The following is a 16,938-nucleotide window of genomic DNA, read 5'->3' as shown; positions in this document are numbered from 1 at the left end:
CTTAGTACAAAACTTCAACGGCCATGGCCGTGGCTTCACCGCCGCCGATGCAGATTGCCGCCACGCCACGGTGCAGGCCTTTGTGGCGCAGGGCCGAGAGCAGCGTCACCAGAATTCGCGCACCGGACGCACCGATCGGATGGCCCAGGGCGCAAGCGCCGCCGTGCACGTTCACTTTCTCATGAGGGATTTCCAGTTTGCTCATGGTCACCAGACTGACCACGGCAAAGGCTTCGTTGACTTCGAACAGATCGACCTCATCCAGCGACCAGCCGGTCTTCTTCATCAGCTTATTGATTGCCCCCACTGGAGCCACCGGGAACAGGCCCGGTGTATCGGCAAACGCCGCATGGCCGTGAATCACTGCCAGCGGTTTGAGGCCGCGCTTTTCAGCCTCGGAGCGGCGCATCAACACCAAAGCCGCCGCACCGTCGGAAATCGAACTGGAGTTGGCCGCGGTCACCGTGCCGCCTTCGCGGAACGCAGGTTTCAGCCCGGCGATCTTGTCCAGTTTGGCCTTTGGCGGTTGTTCATCGTCGATGATCAACTTCTGCTCTTTGCCGACCATGACCTGCAATGGCACGATCTCGGCGGCAAAACTACCGTCGCTGATGGCCTGCTGGGCACGGGTCGTCGACGCGATGGCAAACGCGTCCTGGGCTTCGCGGCTGAAGCCGTTAGCCTCGGCGCAATCTTCGGCGAAGGTGCCCATCAGGCGGCCCTTGTCGTAAGCGTCTTCCAGACCATCGAAGAACATATGGTCGATGACCTGGCCGTGGCCCATGCGCAGGCCACTGCGGGCGCGGTCCAGCAGATACGGTGCGTTGGACATGCTTTCCATGCCGCCGGCTACCACCACCTCGGCACTGCCGGCGAGCAGCATGTCGTGGGCCAGAATGGTCGCTTCCATGCCGGAGCCGCACATCTTGTTGAGCGTGGTGCAACGGGTCGACTTGTCGAGCCCGGCGCCCAGTGCCGCTTGTCGCGCAGGTGCCTGACCGAGACCGGCCGACAGCACACAACCGAACAGCACTTCTTCCACCGCATCAGGCGCAACACCGGAGCGCTCGACGGCAGCGCGGATCGCTGCGGCACCCAGTTGCGGTGCGCTCAGGCTTTTCAAATCGCCCTGAAAACCACCCATTGGGGTGCGGACGGCGCTGACAATAACAATCGGATCGTTGGTAATAGTCATGACAAATCCTCCTTACTTGGCGGCCATGCGCAAGGCACCGTCGAGACGGATCACCTCACCGTTGAGCATGCTGTTTTCAATAATATGCCTAACCAGCGAAGCGTACTCCGAAGGTTTACCCAGACGTGGCGGAAACGGTACGCCAGAGGCCAGAGAGTCGCGTACTTCCTGGGTCATGCCGGCCATCATCGGTGTTTCGAAGATGCCCGGAGCGATGGTCATCACCCGAATACCGTAGCGCGCCAATTCACGGGCGGCAGGCAATGTCAGGCTGGCAATCGCGCCTTTGGAGGCCGCATAGGCTGCCTGGCCGATCTGGCCATCGAAGGCCGCAGCCGAGGCGGTGTTGATGATCACACCGCGCTCGCCGTCGGCATCGGCTTCACCTTCGGCAATGACCGCAGCCGCCAGACGCAGCAGGTTGAAGCTGCCGATCAGATTGACGTTGATCACCTGGCTGAAGCTGGCCAGCCCATGGGGGCCATTCTTGCCAAGAATCTTCTCGCCGCGAACCACACCCGCGCAGTTGACCAGCCCATGCAACCCACCAAAAGCCGCGACCGTGGCCTTCACCGCCGCTTCGGCTGCCGCTTCCTGGCTGATATCGGCCACGACGCTTTGAGCCTGGGAACCGAGCTTTTGCGCTTGGGCGGCCACTGCGTCGGCGTTCAAATCCACCAGCATCACTTTGGCACCGGCGGCCACCAGCATTTCAGCCGTGGCAGCGCCCAAACCGGAGGCGCCGCCGCTAACGAGAAAAACCTTGTTTTCGATCTGCATCATTGTTTCCTTGGATTCAAGCCTTGTGAGCCGCGGCCTCTTGAGCCTTGGCGATTTCCTGATTGCGCAAGATAAAGCGCTGCAACTTGCCGCTTGGGGTTTTCGGCAGTTCGCTGACAAATTCGATTTCACGGGGGTACGAGTGCGCCGCCAGACGCTTGCGCACATGCTGGCGCAGCTCTTCGGCCAGCTCCGGCGCGGCACGGTATTGCGGGCTGAGCACCACAAAGGCTTTGACCAGCTCGGTGCGCTCCGGATCGGGCTTGCCGACCACCGCGGCTTCAACTACCGCCGGGTGTTCGATCAGTGCGCTTTCCACATCGAACGGGCCAACCCGGTAGCCCGACGTGGTGATCACGTCATCACTGCGACCGACGAAGCTGATGCTGCCGTCCGGGTTCAGCTCCACGGTGTCGCCGCTGAGGTAGTAATCGCCGACAAAGGCTTTGGTCGGAGCGCCCTCATACCCCGCGAACCAGCACATCGGCGACTGGGTGCGATCAATCGCCAAAATCCCTGGCTGCCCGACTGGCAATTCCTGATAGTTGTCATCAAGCACCACAATCCGGTGCCCCGGTGAGGCGAAACCGGCTGAGCCGACGTGCACCGGATGCTCAAGCCCATGATGATTACACAGCACCATGCCCGTTTCGGTCTGACCATAATGGTCGTGGATGACTACACCAAGGTTGTCGGCGAACCAGCGGATCACTTCTGGATTCAGCGGCTCGCCGGCACTGCTGACGATACGCAGCTTGCCCTTGATCGAGCGGGCGAATTCATCGCCGCCCGCGATCAGCAAGCGATAGGCGGTCGGTGAACCGGTCAGGTTGGTGATGCCGTATTTGTTGATCATCCGGCAGGTGCTTTCCAGGGTGAACGGACCATCGTAGAAGGTGATCGGGTGGCCGATGGACAACGGGCCAGTGACGCCGAAGTAGATGCCGTAGGCCCAACCCGGATCAGCGAGGTTCCAGAACGCGTCTTCCGGGCGCAGGTCCATCGCATCGCGGGTGTAGCTCTGAAACGCAACAATCGCCTTGAGCGGCACGGCCAGCGATTTGGACGGGCCAGTGGTGCCCGAGGTGAACATCAGCAGGAAAGGATCGTCGGCGCCCAGCAGCGCTGGTTCGCAGTCAGCCGAATAATTGGCCTGTTCGGCCCAGAAACTGAAGTCACCGCGCACGATGCCCTGGCCTTTGGGGCCGCCAACGGTGACGATGGTCGGGCAGTCCATGACTTCATTGAGCTTGGAGCGGTTAACGGCGTCTGTCACCACCAGCGCTGCGCCAGAGTTGTTCAGCCGGTGTTCGATAGCCTTGGGGCCGAAAGCGGTAAACAGCGGCTGATAGACCGCGCCGATGCGCCAGGTGGCGAAGACGGTGATCAGCAGCTCAACGTTGCGCGGCAACAGGCCCGCGACTTTGTCGCCCTTCTTGACGCCTTGAGCCAACAGGAAATTGGCGAAGCGTGCAGCCTTGTCTTGCAACTCGCTGAAGGTGTAGGTCGCACTGGAGCCGTCGCGGCCTTCCCAGAACAACGCAATGCGGCCGGGCAACGCATGCCGGTCGCAGCATTCGACGCAAGCATTGAGCGCCGTCAGAGTGCCCTTCAGGGCGGTATCGACAGTGTGTTGATAATCGAACTGTGCAGTGGCAGACAAGTAATCGCGCATCACCAGAATCCCTCGGTCTTTTTATTAGGAAATACTGGCTCCGCGCGGAGTGCGGGGCAATGGTCAAAGCTTTCAAGTTGGTTGACTGGTTTGGCCAAGGTTTAGAGATGCGGAGCCTGTGCTGACGCTTTCGCGGGCAAGCCCGCTCCCACAGGATGTAGCGTGATCCTTGTGGGAGCGGGCTTGCCCGCGAAGACTGACTGTCAGACAACAGAAATCTCAATCTATGCGCCAGGCCCTACCCTGCCTCATTCAAAATCAAGCTCCGGTAATGCCCGGGATTGGAGCCCGACCATTTGCGAAACGCTTTGTAGAACGAGCTGGCATCGGCAAACCCCAACCGCGTGGCGATTTCGCTGAAGCTGATCTGCGGCTCGGCCAGCCAGAAGATCGCCAGCTCCTTGCGCACACTGTCTTTGAGCCCTTGATAGGTTTGACCCTCTTCGGCAAGACGTCGGCGCAAGGTCGAGGCCGACATGCACAGGCGTTGCGCCAGTCTGTCGGTTTCCGGCCAGTGTTCGGCGGGCAACTGCCGAAGATCGTTCTTGATCCGGCTGGCCAGGCTCTGGGGGTCGCGATACTTGACCAGGATATTGGCCGGAGCATGGGCCAGAAAACGCTTGAGTTCCTCAGTGCTGCGCTTGATCGGCAGATCGAGACAATCAGCCGAAAAGATCATCCGGGTCCGTGGTCGATCAAAGCGCAGGTTCTCGGAAAACATCACCTTGTAGTCGTCGCAAAAATCCGGCTCAGGGCAACGCAGCTCAATGGCCAGAATCGGAATCCGCCGCCCGGCCAGCCAGCAGGCGACGCCATGGACGATCATCCAGTAAGTGAAATAGCTGAAGGCCCGGCGCGGATCCTTGCCGTCCTCCAGCAGGACGATTTCCGCCAGACTCTGCTGCTGAACAAGCTGCGCTGGCATGCGCTCGAACATCAGCGATAGAAACCCCAGCCCCGACTCCAGCCCCGCTGCCAGGGTCAATTGCGCCATAGACGAGCGACAGAGGAACTCCAGGCTGCCGGATTTGAGCTTGCGCGGATCCATGCCGAAAAATTCATCATCCAAACGCCGGGCCAGCAGGCGCCACAGACGCGCATAGGCAGTAGCCGGGACACGCGCTCGCGGATGATCGAGCAGCGTCGGATCTATGCCGACCTTGTTCAGTACTTCATCCGTCGCAGGGCCAGACGCACAGCTCTGCAACAGGGCTTCGCGCACAAGCTGGATGGAGATGGTGTCTTTTTCCGACATTGACGGTTGCACTGCCCTGCGCAAATGAATGGGGCGCTCATCTTAACGTAGGAGCTGGCGCAGCCTGCGATCTTTTCGGTGCACCACGGAACCTCCGTTCGTTCAGCTTCCGTTCAGGTAAATCTAAATCATCCACATTTAGTAATGAGTATCATTATGTTACAACTTGGCTTCTCATTTACTCTCAACGCGGTGCTGAATGCTGGTTCCCTTTTTGATCATGCTGCGCGAAGGCATTGAAGCGGCATTAATCGTTGGCATCATCGCCAGCTACCTCAAGCAAACCGGTCGCGGGCAGTGGATGCCCGCAGTGTGGATCGGCGTATTTCTCGCCGCCGCCCTGGCCTTGTTGGTTGGCGGCGGCCTCGAACTGGTCAGCGCCGAATTCCCGCAGAAACAGCAGGAGCTCTTCGAAGGCGTAGTCGGTCTGGTGGCCGTCGCCATTCTGAGTTCCATGGTGTTTTGGATGCGCAAGGTCGCACGCTCGATCAAGCACTCCCTCCACGTTTCCCTCGATCACGCGCTGACCGGTTCCAAACACCAGGTCACCGCGCTGATCGCCATGGTGTTTTTCGCTGTTGCCCGGGAAGGCCTGGAAACAGTGTTCTTCCTGCTCGCGGTGTTCCAGCAAAGCGAAGGTCCCGCCGCGCCGATCGGCGCCCTGCTCGGCCTGGTTCTGGCGATTGTCGTGGGTTTCCTGATTTACACCGGCAGCATGCGCCTGAACCTCGGCGCGTTCTTTCGATGGACCGGGCTGTTCATCCTGGTGGTCGCCGCCGGAATCCTCTCCAGCTCAATGCAAGCCCTGCATGAAGCCGGCCTGTGGAATCACCTGCAAACCGTGCTCTTCGACTTCAGCGCGACCTTGCCGATGGATGGCCCGTCAGGCTCGGTGCTGGCCGGCATGTTCGGTTATCAGGACGCGCCGACCATCAGCACCTTGGGCGCTTATCTGATTTATCTGGTGGTGACGCTGGTGCTGTTCTTCATTCCGGCGGCCGCCAGCGAGCCAGCGCCAAGTCAACCTTCTTCCGTTTCCAGCCAGTAAGGGCGTCCATGTCAATCCAACCCCATCAACAGGCCTCGCCGCCCCGCGCTTTGCGCTGGGCAGTGGCCGGTTCGGTGATCGTGATGATCGCCGCCGGCGGGCTGTTTTACTACGCGTCGAAAATGGCCGCGGCCAAACGCCAGACCAACCACGACGAAATCACCGTCACGATCCATCCCCACAGCTGCGAACCGAATGCCCTGACCGTGCCTGCCGGACGTGCCAGTTTCCGTATTCTCAATCGCTCGGATCGTGCCGTGGAATGGGAGATTCTCAACGGTGTGTTGGTGCTCGAGGAGCGCGAAAACATCGCCCCTGGCCTGAGCCAGGTGATCAACGCCAACCTGTTGCCCGGCGATTACGCGATCACCTGCGGCCTGCTGAGCAATCCGCGCGGCACTCTGCACGTAACGCCGACCGCCGAGTCCGAAGCCAATGCCAAGGCGCGTCCTTCGATGGTGGCGTTTATCGGCCCGCTGTCGGAGTTTCGGGTTTACCTGAACAGCCAGAGCGGTGCATTGATCAAAACCGTCACCGCCCTTGAGCAAGCCATCCAATCGGGTGACCTGAGTCAGGCTCAGGCGGCGTATGTACCGGCCCGTGCCGCTTACCAACGCATTGCACCGGCCGCTCAGCGCCTCGCCGAACTGGATAGCGCCATCAACGCTCGTGCCGACTATTTCGAAACCCGCGAACACGATCCGGGCTTCGTCGGCTTTCACCGCATCGAATACGCGCTGTTCCAGCAACGCTCTTTAGATGGCCTTGCAGCCGTTGCTCAACGCTTGCTCAGCGACGTCACCCACCTCAAGCAACAGTTGATGGCGCAATCACTGCCACCGGAGCAACTGGTGAGCATCGTCGCCCGGAGCATGCGCAGCATTGCCGACGTGCGCGGCAGCAGCGGTGAAGAAGAACGCTAAAGCCATAGCGACCTGAACGGTTTCGCCGCCAACCTGCAAGCCACGCGCAACGTGGTCGACCTGCTGCGGCCGTTGCTGGCCAAGTCCGCCGCCGAGCTGCTGCCGCAGATCGACAGCGCTATCAGCACACTCGACGGCGAGTTCAATGGCCTGCGCGTGAAAGATGGCTACAGCAGCTACGACAGTGTCGGTGCCGAGCAGCGCAAGCTGATCACCGACAAGGCCAAGGTTCTGGCCGATGCACTCGATGGAATCGATCCCGCCCTTGGCCTTTCCGGCCTTTAGTAGAAGACCCACTTACATGAACGATTCCATAAACGATTCAGATCAGTTTTTCGCCCAGCGTCGTCGGGTTTTGCTCGGCATGGGCGCCGCCGGCGTGGCGTTGGCCGGTAGCACCTTGAGTTGCCCGGCCATGGCCGCCAGCCCGGCGCAAGTCACCGAAGCACCGAGCAGCGAGAAAACCCGCGACCAGCACGACTTTCACGGTCAGCATCAAACCGGCATCGTCACCCCGCGCCCGGCGTCCGGAATGTTGGTGTCCTTCGATGTGCTGGCCAGAGACCGTGAAGACCTCGAACGCTTGTTCCGTACCCTCAACGAACGCATCGCGTTCCTGATGACCGGTGGCCCAGTGCTGCAAGTCGATCCAAAGTTTCCGCCGGTAGACTCCGGAATCCTTGGGCCAGTGGTCATCCCGGATAACCTGACCATCACCGTGTCCGTCGGCGAATCGCTGTTCGACGAACGTTTCGGTCTGGCCGACGCAAAACCCAAGCGTCTGATCCGCATGGTGGGTTTCCCCAACGACGCCCTTGAAGCCGATTGCTGCCACGGTGACTTGAGTTTGCAGTTCTGCTCCAACACCGCCGACACCAATATCCATGCCCTGCGCGACATCGTGAAAAATCTACCGGACTTGCTGCTGGTGCGTTGGAAGCAGGAAGGCAGCGTGCCGCCACAAGCCCCTGTCCGCCCAAATGAACCGGCGCAAAGCGCACGCAATTTTCTGGGTTTCCGTGACGGTTCGGCCAACCCCGATTCCAACGACAGCAAGACCATGGACCAGATTGTCTGGGTTCAGCCCGACAGCGATGAACCCGCCTGGGCAGCCAACGGTAGCTATCAGGCAGTACGGATCATTCGTAATTTCGTCGAGCGCTGGGACCGCACGCCATTGCAAGAGCAGGAACGCATCCTCGGTCGAGTCAAAAGCACCGGCGCGCCCATCGGCGGCGAGAAGGAAACCCAGGTTCCGGATTACGCCAGGGATCCCCACGGCAAGCTGACAAAAATGGATGCGCACATCCGCCTGGCCAACCCGCGTACGGCAGCAACCCAGGTCAATCTGATCCTGCGCCGGCCGTTCAACTACTCCAACGGTGTGAACAAGAACGGCCAGTTGGAAATGGGCCTGCTGTTCATCTGCTATCAGGCCGATCTGCAGAAAGGTTTCATCACCGTGCAAACCCGACTCAATGGCGAGCCATTGGAGGAATACCTGAAGCCGGTGGGCGGCGGTTACTTCTTCACCTTGCCCGGAGTGATGGGCGACAAGGATTTCATCGGTCGCTCGCTGCTCAATGCCACACAACCAAAAACTGCCTGACCGTTAAAAAACCAAACACAACAACCCTCACGGAAAAGTCCCATGAAAAAGTCGCCTCTCGCTTTGTTGCTGACCCTTGGCTTGCTCCACACGCCTCTCTCGGCCTTCGCTGCAACAGCGCCGCTGGAGCTGGTAGGACCGATCTCGGATTACAAAATCTACGTCACCGAACAGCTCGACGAACTGGCCAGCCACACCCAACAGTTCACCGACGCGGTGAAAAAAGGTGACTTGGCCACCGCCAAAAAGCTCTACGCGCCGACCCGGGTTTACTACGAGTCGATCGAGCCGATTGCCGAACTGTTCAGTGATCTCGACGCGTCTATCGACTCCCGTGTCAACGACCACGAGAAAGGCGTCAAAGCCGAGGACTTCACCGGTTTCCACCGCATTGAGTACACGCTGTTCTCCGAGAACAGCACCCAAGGCCTCGATGAGCTGGCCGCCGGCCTGAGCAAAGACGTCAAAGACCTGCAATCCCGCGTGGCCGGTCTGACCTTCCCGCCAGAGAAAGTCGTCGGTGGCGCCGCCGCACTGCTCGAAGAAGTCGCTGCAACCAAAATTACCGGCGAAGAAGACCGTTACAGCCACACCGATCTGTATGACTTCCAGGGCAACATCGACGGTGCGAAGAAAATTGTCGACCTGTTCCGTCCGCAGATCGAGAAGCAGGACAAAGCCTTCATCGCCAAAGTCGACAAGAACTTCGCCAGCGTGAACAAGATTCTGGCCAAGTACAAAACGGCTGACGGCGGTTTCGAGACCTATGACAAGGTGAAGGAAAACGACCGCAAAGCGTTGGTTGGGCCGGTTAACACCTTGGCCGAAGATTTGTCGACGTTGCGGGGCAAGCTGGGGCTGAATTAAGGTTTAGCGTCGCTTGGACCGACGTCATCGCGAGCAAGCCCGCTCCCACACTTGATCGCGTCCAGTCGACAGAATTGTGGCCGACACAGATCTAATGTGGGAAGGGCCGGGCGACGTTCGATTGCTCGCGATGGCATTTTTCCCGGCGACACATTCCTCCAAGCGAACTCAATGCTTGTTACTCCATCTCTAGCCATCACCTGCTGAGCTACCATCAGTCCCGCTAATAATCCTGTGCCTTCTGCCGGCATATCTATAACGTTCACGGACGCTCAATTTTCACGGAAGACTTCCCCATGCCCAACTCGACGGCCACCGCCGATGTGCCGCTGACAACCACCACCTTTGACCTGCGTCCACTGCTGATCGCCAACATGGCCTGCACCATGGCGATGATGGCCTTCGTTTCATTGATCGGGCCCATCGCTCGTGTACTCGGGCTTGCCACCTGGCAGGCCGGTGCTGCGGTGACCGTCTCCGGGGTGATCTGGATGGTGCTCGCGCGTCCATGGGGTCAGGCCAGTGATCGCCTCGGACGCCGACGTGTGCTGCTGATCGGCACCGCTGGTTTCACCCTGGCCTATTGGGCGCTGTGCGTGTTTATCGACACCTCGCTGCACCTGCTGCCATCGGCACTGCTGGCGTTCATCGGGCTGATGCTGGGGCGAGGTCTGATCGGCGTGTTCTATGCTGCGATTCCGGTGGGTGGCTATGCCTTGATTGCCGACAATATCGAGCCGCAACACCGTGCTCGCGCAATGGCATCGCTGGGCGCGGCGAACGCCTGCGGGCTGGTTCTGGGGCCGGCGATCGCAGCGTTACTGGCGCGGCACAGTTTGAGCCTGCCGTTTTATGCCATGGCCGTGCTGCCACTGTTGGGTTTCCTGGTACTGCTGTTCAAGCTCAAAGGCCAGGAACTGCACCTCAAGCAACCACCGAAGACTGTGCACCTTGGCGATCCCCGTTTGCGACGACCGCTGGTGGTGGCCTTTGTGGCCATGCTGTGTGTGTCCATTGCGCAGATCACTGTCGGTTTCTACGCCCTCGACAAACTCGGCATGAACCCGGCCGATGCCGCGCAGACAGCCGGGATCGCCCTGACCATGGTGGGTCTGGCGCTGATTTGCTCGCAGTTGATCGTGCGCAAACTGGAATGGCCGCCCCTGAAGATGATCCGCGTCGGCGCCATCATCGCCGCCACCGGTTTTGCCGGCAGCATGCTGGCCGACACGGCGTGGGGATTGTGGGCGTGCTTCTTCGTTTCGGCCGCCGGCATGGGCTGGATCTTTCCGTCCTTCGCAGCCCTTGCTGCGAATGCCGTGGAGGCCTCAGAGCAAGGCGCCACCGCTGGATCCATTGGTGCCGCCCAAGGCTTTGGGGTGGTTATCGGCCCGCTGGCCGGCACGCTGATCTACGGCATAGAACCGCGCTTGCCGTATTTGGTGGCGGCCGCCTTGCTACTGTTGGTCGCCTGCTGGCCTGCCGCCAAACACAAGGTTCGGCCGCAGACGCTCTGAGCCCTACAGAATGCGATAGAGCAAGCGCTCGATCCGCACCCGGCTGACCCGACGCAAAAACTTGCTGACGGCCGCCGGGTACTCCAGCAGCGTTTCCAGGTCCTGATAACGCTCGATGCGCCGGGTGTTGCGGAAAATCTCCGTCAGCTCAGCCTCACGTGGCTCTTTCAGCTCGTTTTTCGGATCATCGATCAGCAAGGCGTTTTCCAGGTCCAGACGGAACGCTCGCGGATTCAGGTTATTGCCGGTCAACAAGGTGTAACGCTGATCGATCCACATGCCCTTGAGGTGATAGGTGTTGTCGCCGTCGCGCCACAGGTGCAGGTTCAGTTGGCCACTGTCGATCATTCGCTGATGGCGTTTGGCGAAACGGCGCAGGCTGATTTCATACAAATACGGCAGTGCCGCAATCACCTTGAACGGCTCGCTCGGCGGGATGTAGAAGTCGTTGGCAGTCTTGTCGCCGACGATGATGTCGATCTTCACACCACGCGACAGCGCCCGGTTGATTTCCCGGGTCACGGCCAGCGGCAGGTTGAAATAGGGCGTGCAGATCGTCAGTTGCTCGTGAGCGCTGGCAATCAGCTCGCAGATCACCCGACTCAACGGGTTGTTCTTGCCGAGCCCGAGCAGCGGGCTGACCGACAAACCCTCCTTGTTGACGCTACCGGACGTGGTGTCATAAGCCGCGTGCTTCAGGCGGCTGCGCAGGTCACCGATGTCGTTGCGCAGGCTGCGGGTGCTCGGCAGGTTCGGCAGATCGAGCCGGTGCACGGCTCTGGAGGTGATCAGTCCGTGCTCAACCAGATGCTGCATGGAGTCGGCCAATGCTCTGCTTTGCAGCAAGTGATAGCGATCAAAACGGTACTTGTCGAACTTGTGCAGGTAGACGTTATTCAGGCTGGCGCCGCTGTAGATCACGCAGTCATCGATGACGAAGCCCTTGAGGTGCAGCACGCCGAACAGCTCGCGGGTCTGCACCGGTACGCCGTACACCGGCACTTCGCTGGCGTGGGTGCGGGTCTGTTCCTGATACCAGGCCGAATTGCCCGGCTGCTTGCCGGCACCGATCAGCCCTCGCTGGGCGCGCAACCAATCGACCACAACCACCACATCCAACTCTGGCCGCGCGGCTTTGGCGGCGTGCAAGGCATCGAGAATTTCCTGGCCAGCTTCATCCTGTTGCAGGTAGAGCGCAACGATATAGATGCGCTGCGTGGCCTGGGCGATTTTCTCCAGCAGGCAGCGACGAAACTCAGCGGCACCAGAAAGGATGGTGACGGCATCGGCAGTCAGCGGAAAACTGCGCAGTTTTGGCAACAGGGAGCGTTTGAAAAGCGACGGCATAAGGCTCGCAAAAGGTCGAATCCGAAGAGCGGACGAGCTTACACCATGCGTTCGCTCGGGTCTTGTGGCGACCGCAAGATCTTTTGAGGCCAGCAAAAAAACATAACATTAAGTTGACCAAGAAGAACGATCGTTCTACTGTTCGTCACATGAACGAAATCACTAGCAATGACACGCGCGACATTATTCTGGATGTCACCGAAAAGCTGATCTATAAAAGTGGCATCGCTGCTACCGGCATGGAGCTTCTGGTGAAGACCGCCGGCGTCTCCAGAAAGAGTATTTATCGCTACTTTGCGAACAAGGACGAGCTGACCGTCGCCGCCTTGCAGCGCCGTGATCTGCGCTGGATGCACTGGTTGCGAACCGAAGTCGACAAGGCCCCTACTCCAGAGGCGCGGCTGCTGAACCTGTTCACGGTACTCAAGGGCTGGTTCGCCAGTGAGGACTTCCGTGGCTGTGCGTTCATCAACACCAGCGGTGAAACCGGCGACCCGCAAAACCCGGTGCGCCGGGTGGCCAAGGAACATAAACAGAAGCTGCTCGACTATGTGTCCGAGCTGTGCAAAGAACATGGCGTGCACGACCCGGAGGCGCTGGCCAAACAGCTGCTTATCCTGATCGATGGCGCCATTACCGTCGCGCTTGTCATGGGGGATCAGAGTGCCGCCGACACGGCGCAATGCATGGCGCGAAAATTATTGAACCTGTGAGTGTTTTAAACACGACAACACCTGCTTGAACGTTAACGTTCTCTGGAGACTTTAAATGTCATCTAACGCTGAAGTTCGTCCGCCACTTGCGCCGTTCACCCGTGAATCGGCCATCGAGAAAATTCGTCTGGCCGAGGACGGCTGGAACTCCCGCGACCCGCAACGGGTGTCCCTGGCGTATACCCTGGACACTCAATGGCGTAACCGCGCCGAGTTCGCCAGTGGCCGCGAAGAAGCCAAGGGCTTCCTGACCCGTAAATGGGCGAAAGAGCTCGACTATCGGCTGATCAAGGAGCTCTGGGCCTTTACCGATAACCGCATTGCCGTGCGTTATGCCTATGAATGGCACGACGACTCCGGCAACTGGTACCGCTCCTATGGCAACGAAAACTGGGAGTTCGACGAGTACGGGCTGATGTCCAACCGATACGCCAGCATCAACGACATGCCGATCAAGGAAAGCGACCGCAAGTTCCACTGGCCTCTGGGCCGGCGTCCGGATGAGCATCCGGGGTTGTCGGATTTGGGCCTCTGAAAGCTTCGCGGGCAAGCCCGCTCCCACTGAGTCCGCGCACGACCTGTGGGAGCGGCGGTGCGGCGATCCGACTTGCCCGCGAATGCTCTACAACGGTCGCCGCAGGTGAAACATATGGGTAAGATATCGGCCTTTCGCGCAGCCTCTTCTGCGCCCCGCCGAATAAGCCGATCCCATGCCTTTCGAACTCAGCGTAGACCTCACGACCCTCGCCATTCTTGCTGTTGTTGCCTTTATCGCCGGATTTATCGATGCCATCGCCGGTGGCGGTGGCTTGCTGACCACCCCGGCCCTGCTCACCGCCGGTTTGCCGCCGCATCTGGTGTTGGGCACCAACAAGCTCAGCTCCACCTTCGGTTCGGCCACCGCCAGTTTCACCTTCTACCGACGCAAGCTGTTCCACCCGCGCCAGTGGATGCATGCGATTGTCGGTACGTTAGTGGGGGCTTTGGTAGGCGCAATCGTGGCGCATTACCTGCCGGCCGAGTGGCTGAACAAGATGCTGCCGGTGATCGTCTTCGCCTGTGGTGTGTACCTGCTGTTTGGCGGGACACCAAAAGCGCCGCTGGACAGCGACGCACCGATCAAAAAGAAGTGGCAGTCGTCCCAAGGCTTCAGCCTCGGTTTCTACGACGGTGTGGCGGGTCCCGGCACCGGTGCGTTCTGGACCGTCAGCAGCCTTCTGCTGTACCCCATTGATCTGGTCAAAGCCAGTGGCGTGGCGCGCAGCATGAACTTCGTCAGTAACATCGCGGCGCTGTCAGTGTTCGTATTTTCCGGTCAGGTGGACTGGATCATCGGCCTGAGCATGGGCCTGTCGGTGATGGTCGGCGCGTTCTTCGGTGCGCGCACCGCCATCAGCGGCGGTGCGAAGTTCATTCGCCCGGTGTTCATCACCGTGGTTCTGGGCTTGACCGTACGCCTAGCCTGGCAACACTGGTTCAGCATGGCCTAAGCGGCGCGCCACATAGATGTCGATGAGGTAGCGGGCAATAGAGCGTGACGCCGGCAACGGCGGCAACGCGTGAATGTCGAACCACTGCGCATCTTCGATCTCGTCTTCCTGGGGGACGATCTCGCCATCGGCGTACTCGGCATGGAACCCCAGCATCATCGAGTGCGGGAACGGCCAGCACTGGCTGCCCATGTACTGGATGTTCTTGACCTCGATCTGCACTTCTTCGCGCACTTCACGAATCAGGCAATCCTCGGCCGACTCCCCAGGCTCGGCGAACCCGGCCAGGGTGCTGTAGACACCTGGGACAAAACGCGGTGAACGTGCTAGCAGCACCTCGTCGCCACGGGTGATCAACACAATCATGCTCGGCGAAATACGCGGGTAATGCCGCAGATCGCACGGTTCGCAGTACATCGCCCGCTCCCGTGGAATTTGCTGCATCGCCTGGCCACAGTTACCGCAGAAGCGATGCTCGCGCGCCCAGGTGCCAATTTGCGCGGCATAACCGAGCACTTTGTAGACGGTGTGATCGCCCTCGAGCATGAACGCTCGCAGACCTTGCCAGCCGCAACCCGGCACCTCGGACGAGCTATTGAGTTCCAACAGGTAAACCGGCTCGCCGTCCAGGTGGCCGATGCCATGTTCCGCCAGAATCGACAGGTCCTGGCGCTTGAGCCATTCGCGCGGGAACAACGCGCCATTGTCATCAAACAAAAACCCGTCGCGGCTACGAGCCACAGCCCAGCCGCCGGGAACGTCGGTATCGAGTACTGCGGTGGTCCAGCGTGAAGTCATTTTTTATCAATCCAGAAATTCGGGTTTCTGCTTGCTCATTTGCGCGGCCATGGCCACGCGCAGATCGGTGGATTGCAGCATGGCGGCGTTCCAGGTGGCAATGTATTCCAGGCCGTCGTTAATGCTGTGATCGCGCATGTAACTGATCATCTCTTTAGTCCCGGCAATCGCAATCGGCGATTTAGCGGCAATTTCCCGGGCGATGCCCATCACGCCGTCGAGCAGGCTGGTCGCATCAGTGTAGGTGCGGTTGACCAGGCCAATGCTACGCGCTTCTTCAGCACCGATGGTACGCCCGGTGTAAGCCAATTCACGCAGCATGCCGTCACCGATGATCCGCGGCAACCGTTGCAAGGTTCCGACGTCGGCGGCCATACCCATGTCGATTTCCTTGATCGAGAACTGCGCATCTTCAGCAGCGTAGCGCATGTCGCAGGCCGCTATCAGGTCAATGGCGCCGCCCAGGCAATAGCCCTGAATCGCAGCCAGCACCGGTTTACGGCACTTGTCGACAGCATTGAAGGACGCTTGCAGTTGCAGGATCTTACGCCGCAGCAGGCGCGCGTTACGGCCGACATCCTTGCCCAGTTCATTGGCAACCGAGGCCAGCATCATCAGATCGATACCAGAGGAGAAGTGTTTGCCCGCACCACTGAGCACCACCACCCGGACTTCATCGGTGTCATCGATCCACTGGAAAATCTCGATGATTTCGCTCCAGAACACCGCGTTCATCGAGTTGATCTTTTCCGGACGGTTGATCTGCACATGGGCGATGTTGTCCGTCAGTTCGACGCGAAAGGCTTGGTATTCGGACATGGCAGTGATCCTTACTGGGCTGAAAATGAGGGCCGAACTATAACAAGGCATCGCGGTTGGCAGTAAGGCAGTGCATCGGCCAAAAGCGGGACTGGCGGGCCAACACTGTCCCTCGTAGCAGCTGGCGAAGCCTGCGTTCGGCCGCGCAGCGGTCGTAGATGCAGACACCGCATTTCTCCAGGCTAACCGCGATAGCCAAACTACGACCGCTGCGCGGTCGAACGCAGCCTGGCGGCAGCTGCTACGGGGTTATGCTGTTTTCAGGGTATGAATGAATAATTATCCGCCATCAGGTGTTATCTCTCTCTGTCACTCCTTTAATACCTGTATTCCACCGATCGGAGCACCGCTGATGAATACCCGCCTCGCACTCTTCACTGCCCCGTTGCTGCTCGCCGGCTGTCTGGCCGCGGCGTTGTCCAGCTCCCTGGTTATGGCCAATGGTGGTGGTGACGCAGCCCCGGCCAGACCCCAGTGCCCGAAAGGCCAGGTTTTGGACACTCGCAGCAACAAGTGTGTCAGCCAGCAAAGCAGCCTGGTCCCGGACGCCGACCGCACCGATTATGCGTATCAGCTGGCCAAGGACGGTCGCTATGAAGAAGCCCTGGCCCTGCTCGACACCCTCAAGCAGCCCAACACCCCCAAAGCCCTGAACTACCGCGGCTATGCCACCCGCAAACTGGGCCGAACCGACGAAGGCATTGGCTACTACTTGCAATCGGTCAAACTCGATCCGCACTATGCACAAGTGCGTGAATACCTCGGCGAAGCCTATGTCATCAAAGGCCGCCTGGACCTGGCGCAGGAGCAGTTGCAGACCATCAAGTCGATTTGCAGCACCACCTGTGAGGAATACCGGGACCTGGCCGAAGCCATCGCAGATTCGTCGAAAACCTGAAACC

The 16,938-nt window shown here is 59.7% G+C and carries 15 protein-coding genes and 1 pseudogene; 9 read left to right on the top strand and 7 right to left on the bottom strand.

The window, feature by feature from the left end; all coding sequences use genetic code 11:
• Position 1: 1 nt before the first annotated feature.
• From ACN1C3_RS24505 to ACN1C3_RS24490, 4 genes are all read right to left on the bottom strand, one after another.
• Positions 2-1,195: an acetyl-CoA C-acyltransferase gene (locus tag ACN1C3_RS24505; RefSeq protein ID WP_419118324.1), complete on the bottom strand. Its 1,194-nt coding sequence runs from the start codon at positions 1,193-1,195 to the stop codon at positions 2-4.
• Positions 1,196-1,207: 12 nt separating this feature from the next.
• Complete coding sequence (locus ACN1C3_RS24500; protein ID WP_419118323.1) at positions 1,208-1,975, bottom strand: SDR family NAD(P)-dependent oxidoreductase; 768 nt, start codon at positions 1,973-1,975, stop codon at positions 1,208-1,210.
• Between the two features lie 16 nt (positions 1,976-1,991).
• Positions 1,992-3,650, bottom strand: a complete 1,659-nt coding sequence (locus ACN1C3_RS24495; RefSeq protein ID WP_419118322.1) for an AMP-binding protein — start codon at positions 3,648-3,650, stop codon at positions 1,992-1,994.
• A 238-nt stretch (positions 3,651-3,888) separates the two neighbouring features.
• Entirely contained in the window at positions 3,889-4,905 is a 1,017-nt protein-coding gene (locus ACN1C3_RS24490) for an AraC family transcriptional regulator (protein WP_419118321.1), read from the bottom strand.
• Positions 4,906-5,104: 199 nt separating this feature from the next.
• Between ACN1C3_RS24490 and efeU the strand changes: the two genes are divergently transcribed.
• From efeU to ACN1C3_RS24465, 5 genes and pseudogenes are all read left to right on the top strand, one after another.
• Complete coding sequence (gene efeU / locus ACN1C3_RS24485; protein ID WP_419118320.1) at positions 5,105-5,953, top strand: iron uptake transporter permease EfeU; 849 nt, start codon at positions 5,105-5,107, stop codon at positions 5,951-5,953.
• An 8-nt stretch (positions 5,954-5,961) separates the two neighbouring features.
• Positions 5,962-7,161 (top strand): annotated as a pseudogene (gene efeO / locus ACN1C3_RS24480) (iron uptake system protein EfeO).
• A gap of 28 nt (positions 7,162-7,189) precedes the next feature.
• Positions 7,190-8,485: an iron uptake transporter deferrochelatase/peroxidase subunit gene (gene efeB, locus ACN1C3_RS24475; RefSeq protein WP_419118391.1), complete on the top strand. Its 1,296-nt coding sequence runs from the start codon at positions 7,190-7,192 to the stop codon at positions 8,483-8,485.
• Between the two features lie 42 nt (positions 8,486-8,527).
• The gene (efeO, locus tag ACN1C3_RS24470; protein ID WP_419118319.1) at positions 8,528-9,352 is read left to right on the top strand and encodes an iron uptake system protein EfeO; all 825 of its coding nucleotides are present in this window, start codon (positions 8,528-8,530) and stop codon (positions 9,350-9,352) included.
• A 296-nt stretch (positions 9,353-9,648) separates the two neighbouring features.
• Complete coding sequence (locus tag ACN1C3_RS24465; protein ID WP_419118318.1) at positions 9,649-10,869, top strand: MFS transporter; 1,221 nt, start codon at positions 9,649-9,651, stop codon at positions 10,867-10,869.
• A 3-nt stretch (positions 10,870-10,872) separates the two neighbouring features.
• Here the strand turns inward: ACN1C3_RS24465 and pssA are convergent, their stop codons facing one another.
• Positions 10,873-12,216, bottom strand: a complete 1,344-nt coding sequence (pssA, locus tag ACN1C3_RS24460) for a CDP-diacylglycerol--serine O-phosphatidyltransferase (RefSeq protein WP_419118317.1) — start codon at positions 12,214-12,216, stop codon at positions 10,873-10,875.
• Positions 12,217-12,365: 149 nt separating this feature from the next.
• Between pssA and ACN1C3_RS24455 the strand changes: the two genes are divergently transcribed.
• The 3 genes from ACN1C3_RS24455 (at position 12,366) to ACN1C3_RS24445 (ending at position 14,419) form a co-directional block, all read left to right on the top strand.
• Positions 12,366-12,929 (top strand): TetR/AcrR family transcriptional regulator, encoded by a 564-nt coding sequence (locus ACN1C3_RS24455; RefSeq protein WP_419118316.1) that lies wholly within the window; start codon positions 12,366-12,368, stop codon positions 12,927-12,929.
• A gap of 55 nt (positions 12,930-12,984) precedes the next feature.
• The gene (locus ACN1C3_RS24450) at positions 12,985-13,464 is read left to right on the top strand and encodes a DUF1348 family protein (protein ID WP_419118315.1); all 480 of its coding nucleotides are present in this window, start codon (positions 12,985-12,987) and stop codon (positions 13,462-13,464) included.
• 175 nt (positions 13,465-13,639) lie between these two features.
• Positions 13,640-14,419, top strand: a complete 780-nt coding sequence (locus ACN1C3_RS24445) for a TSUP family transporter (RefSeq protein WP_419118314.1) — start codon at positions 13,640-13,642, stop codon at positions 14,417-14,419.
• Here the strand turns inward: ACN1C3_RS24445 and nudC are convergent.
• Both nudC and ACN1C3_RS24435 read right to left on the bottom strand, forming a co-directional pair.
• Complete coding sequence (gene nudC, locus ACN1C3_RS24440) at positions 14,387-15,217, bottom strand: NAD(+) diphosphatase (protein ID WP_419118313.1); 831 nt, start codon at positions 15,215-15,217, stop codon at positions 14,387-14,389. The two genes, ACN1C3_RS24445 and nudC, sit on opposite strands and share 33 nt — an antisense overlap.
• Before the next feature lie 6 nt (positions 15,218-15,223).
• Positions 15,224-16,036 (bottom strand): crotonase/enoyl-CoA hydratase family protein, encoded by an 813-nt coding sequence (locus tag ACN1C3_RS24435; protein ID WP_419118312.1) that lies wholly within the window; start codon positions 16,034-16,036, stop codon positions 15,224-15,226.
• A 352-nt stretch (positions 16,037-16,388) separates the two neighbouring features.
• Between ACN1C3_RS24435 and ACN1C3_RS24430 the strand changes: the two genes are divergently transcribed.
• Positions 16,389-16,934, top strand: a complete 546-nt coding sequence (locus ACN1C3_RS24430) for a tetratricopeptide repeat protein (RefSeq protein WP_419118311.1) — start codon at positions 16,389-16,391, stop codon at positions 16,932-16,934.
• The last annotated feature ends 4 nt before the right edge of the window (positions 16,935-16,938 follow it).

The sequence above is a fragment of the Pseudomonas sp. H11T01 genome, assembly GCF_048515765.1.
In the GTDB taxonomy this organism is placed as follows: Bacteria; Pseudomonadota; Gammaproteobacteria; order Pseudomonadales; family Pseudomonadaceae; genus Aquipseudomonas.
The sequence above is the reverse complement of the archived record's forward strand: the minus strand, read 5'-3'. Positions and strand labels throughout refer to the sequence as shown.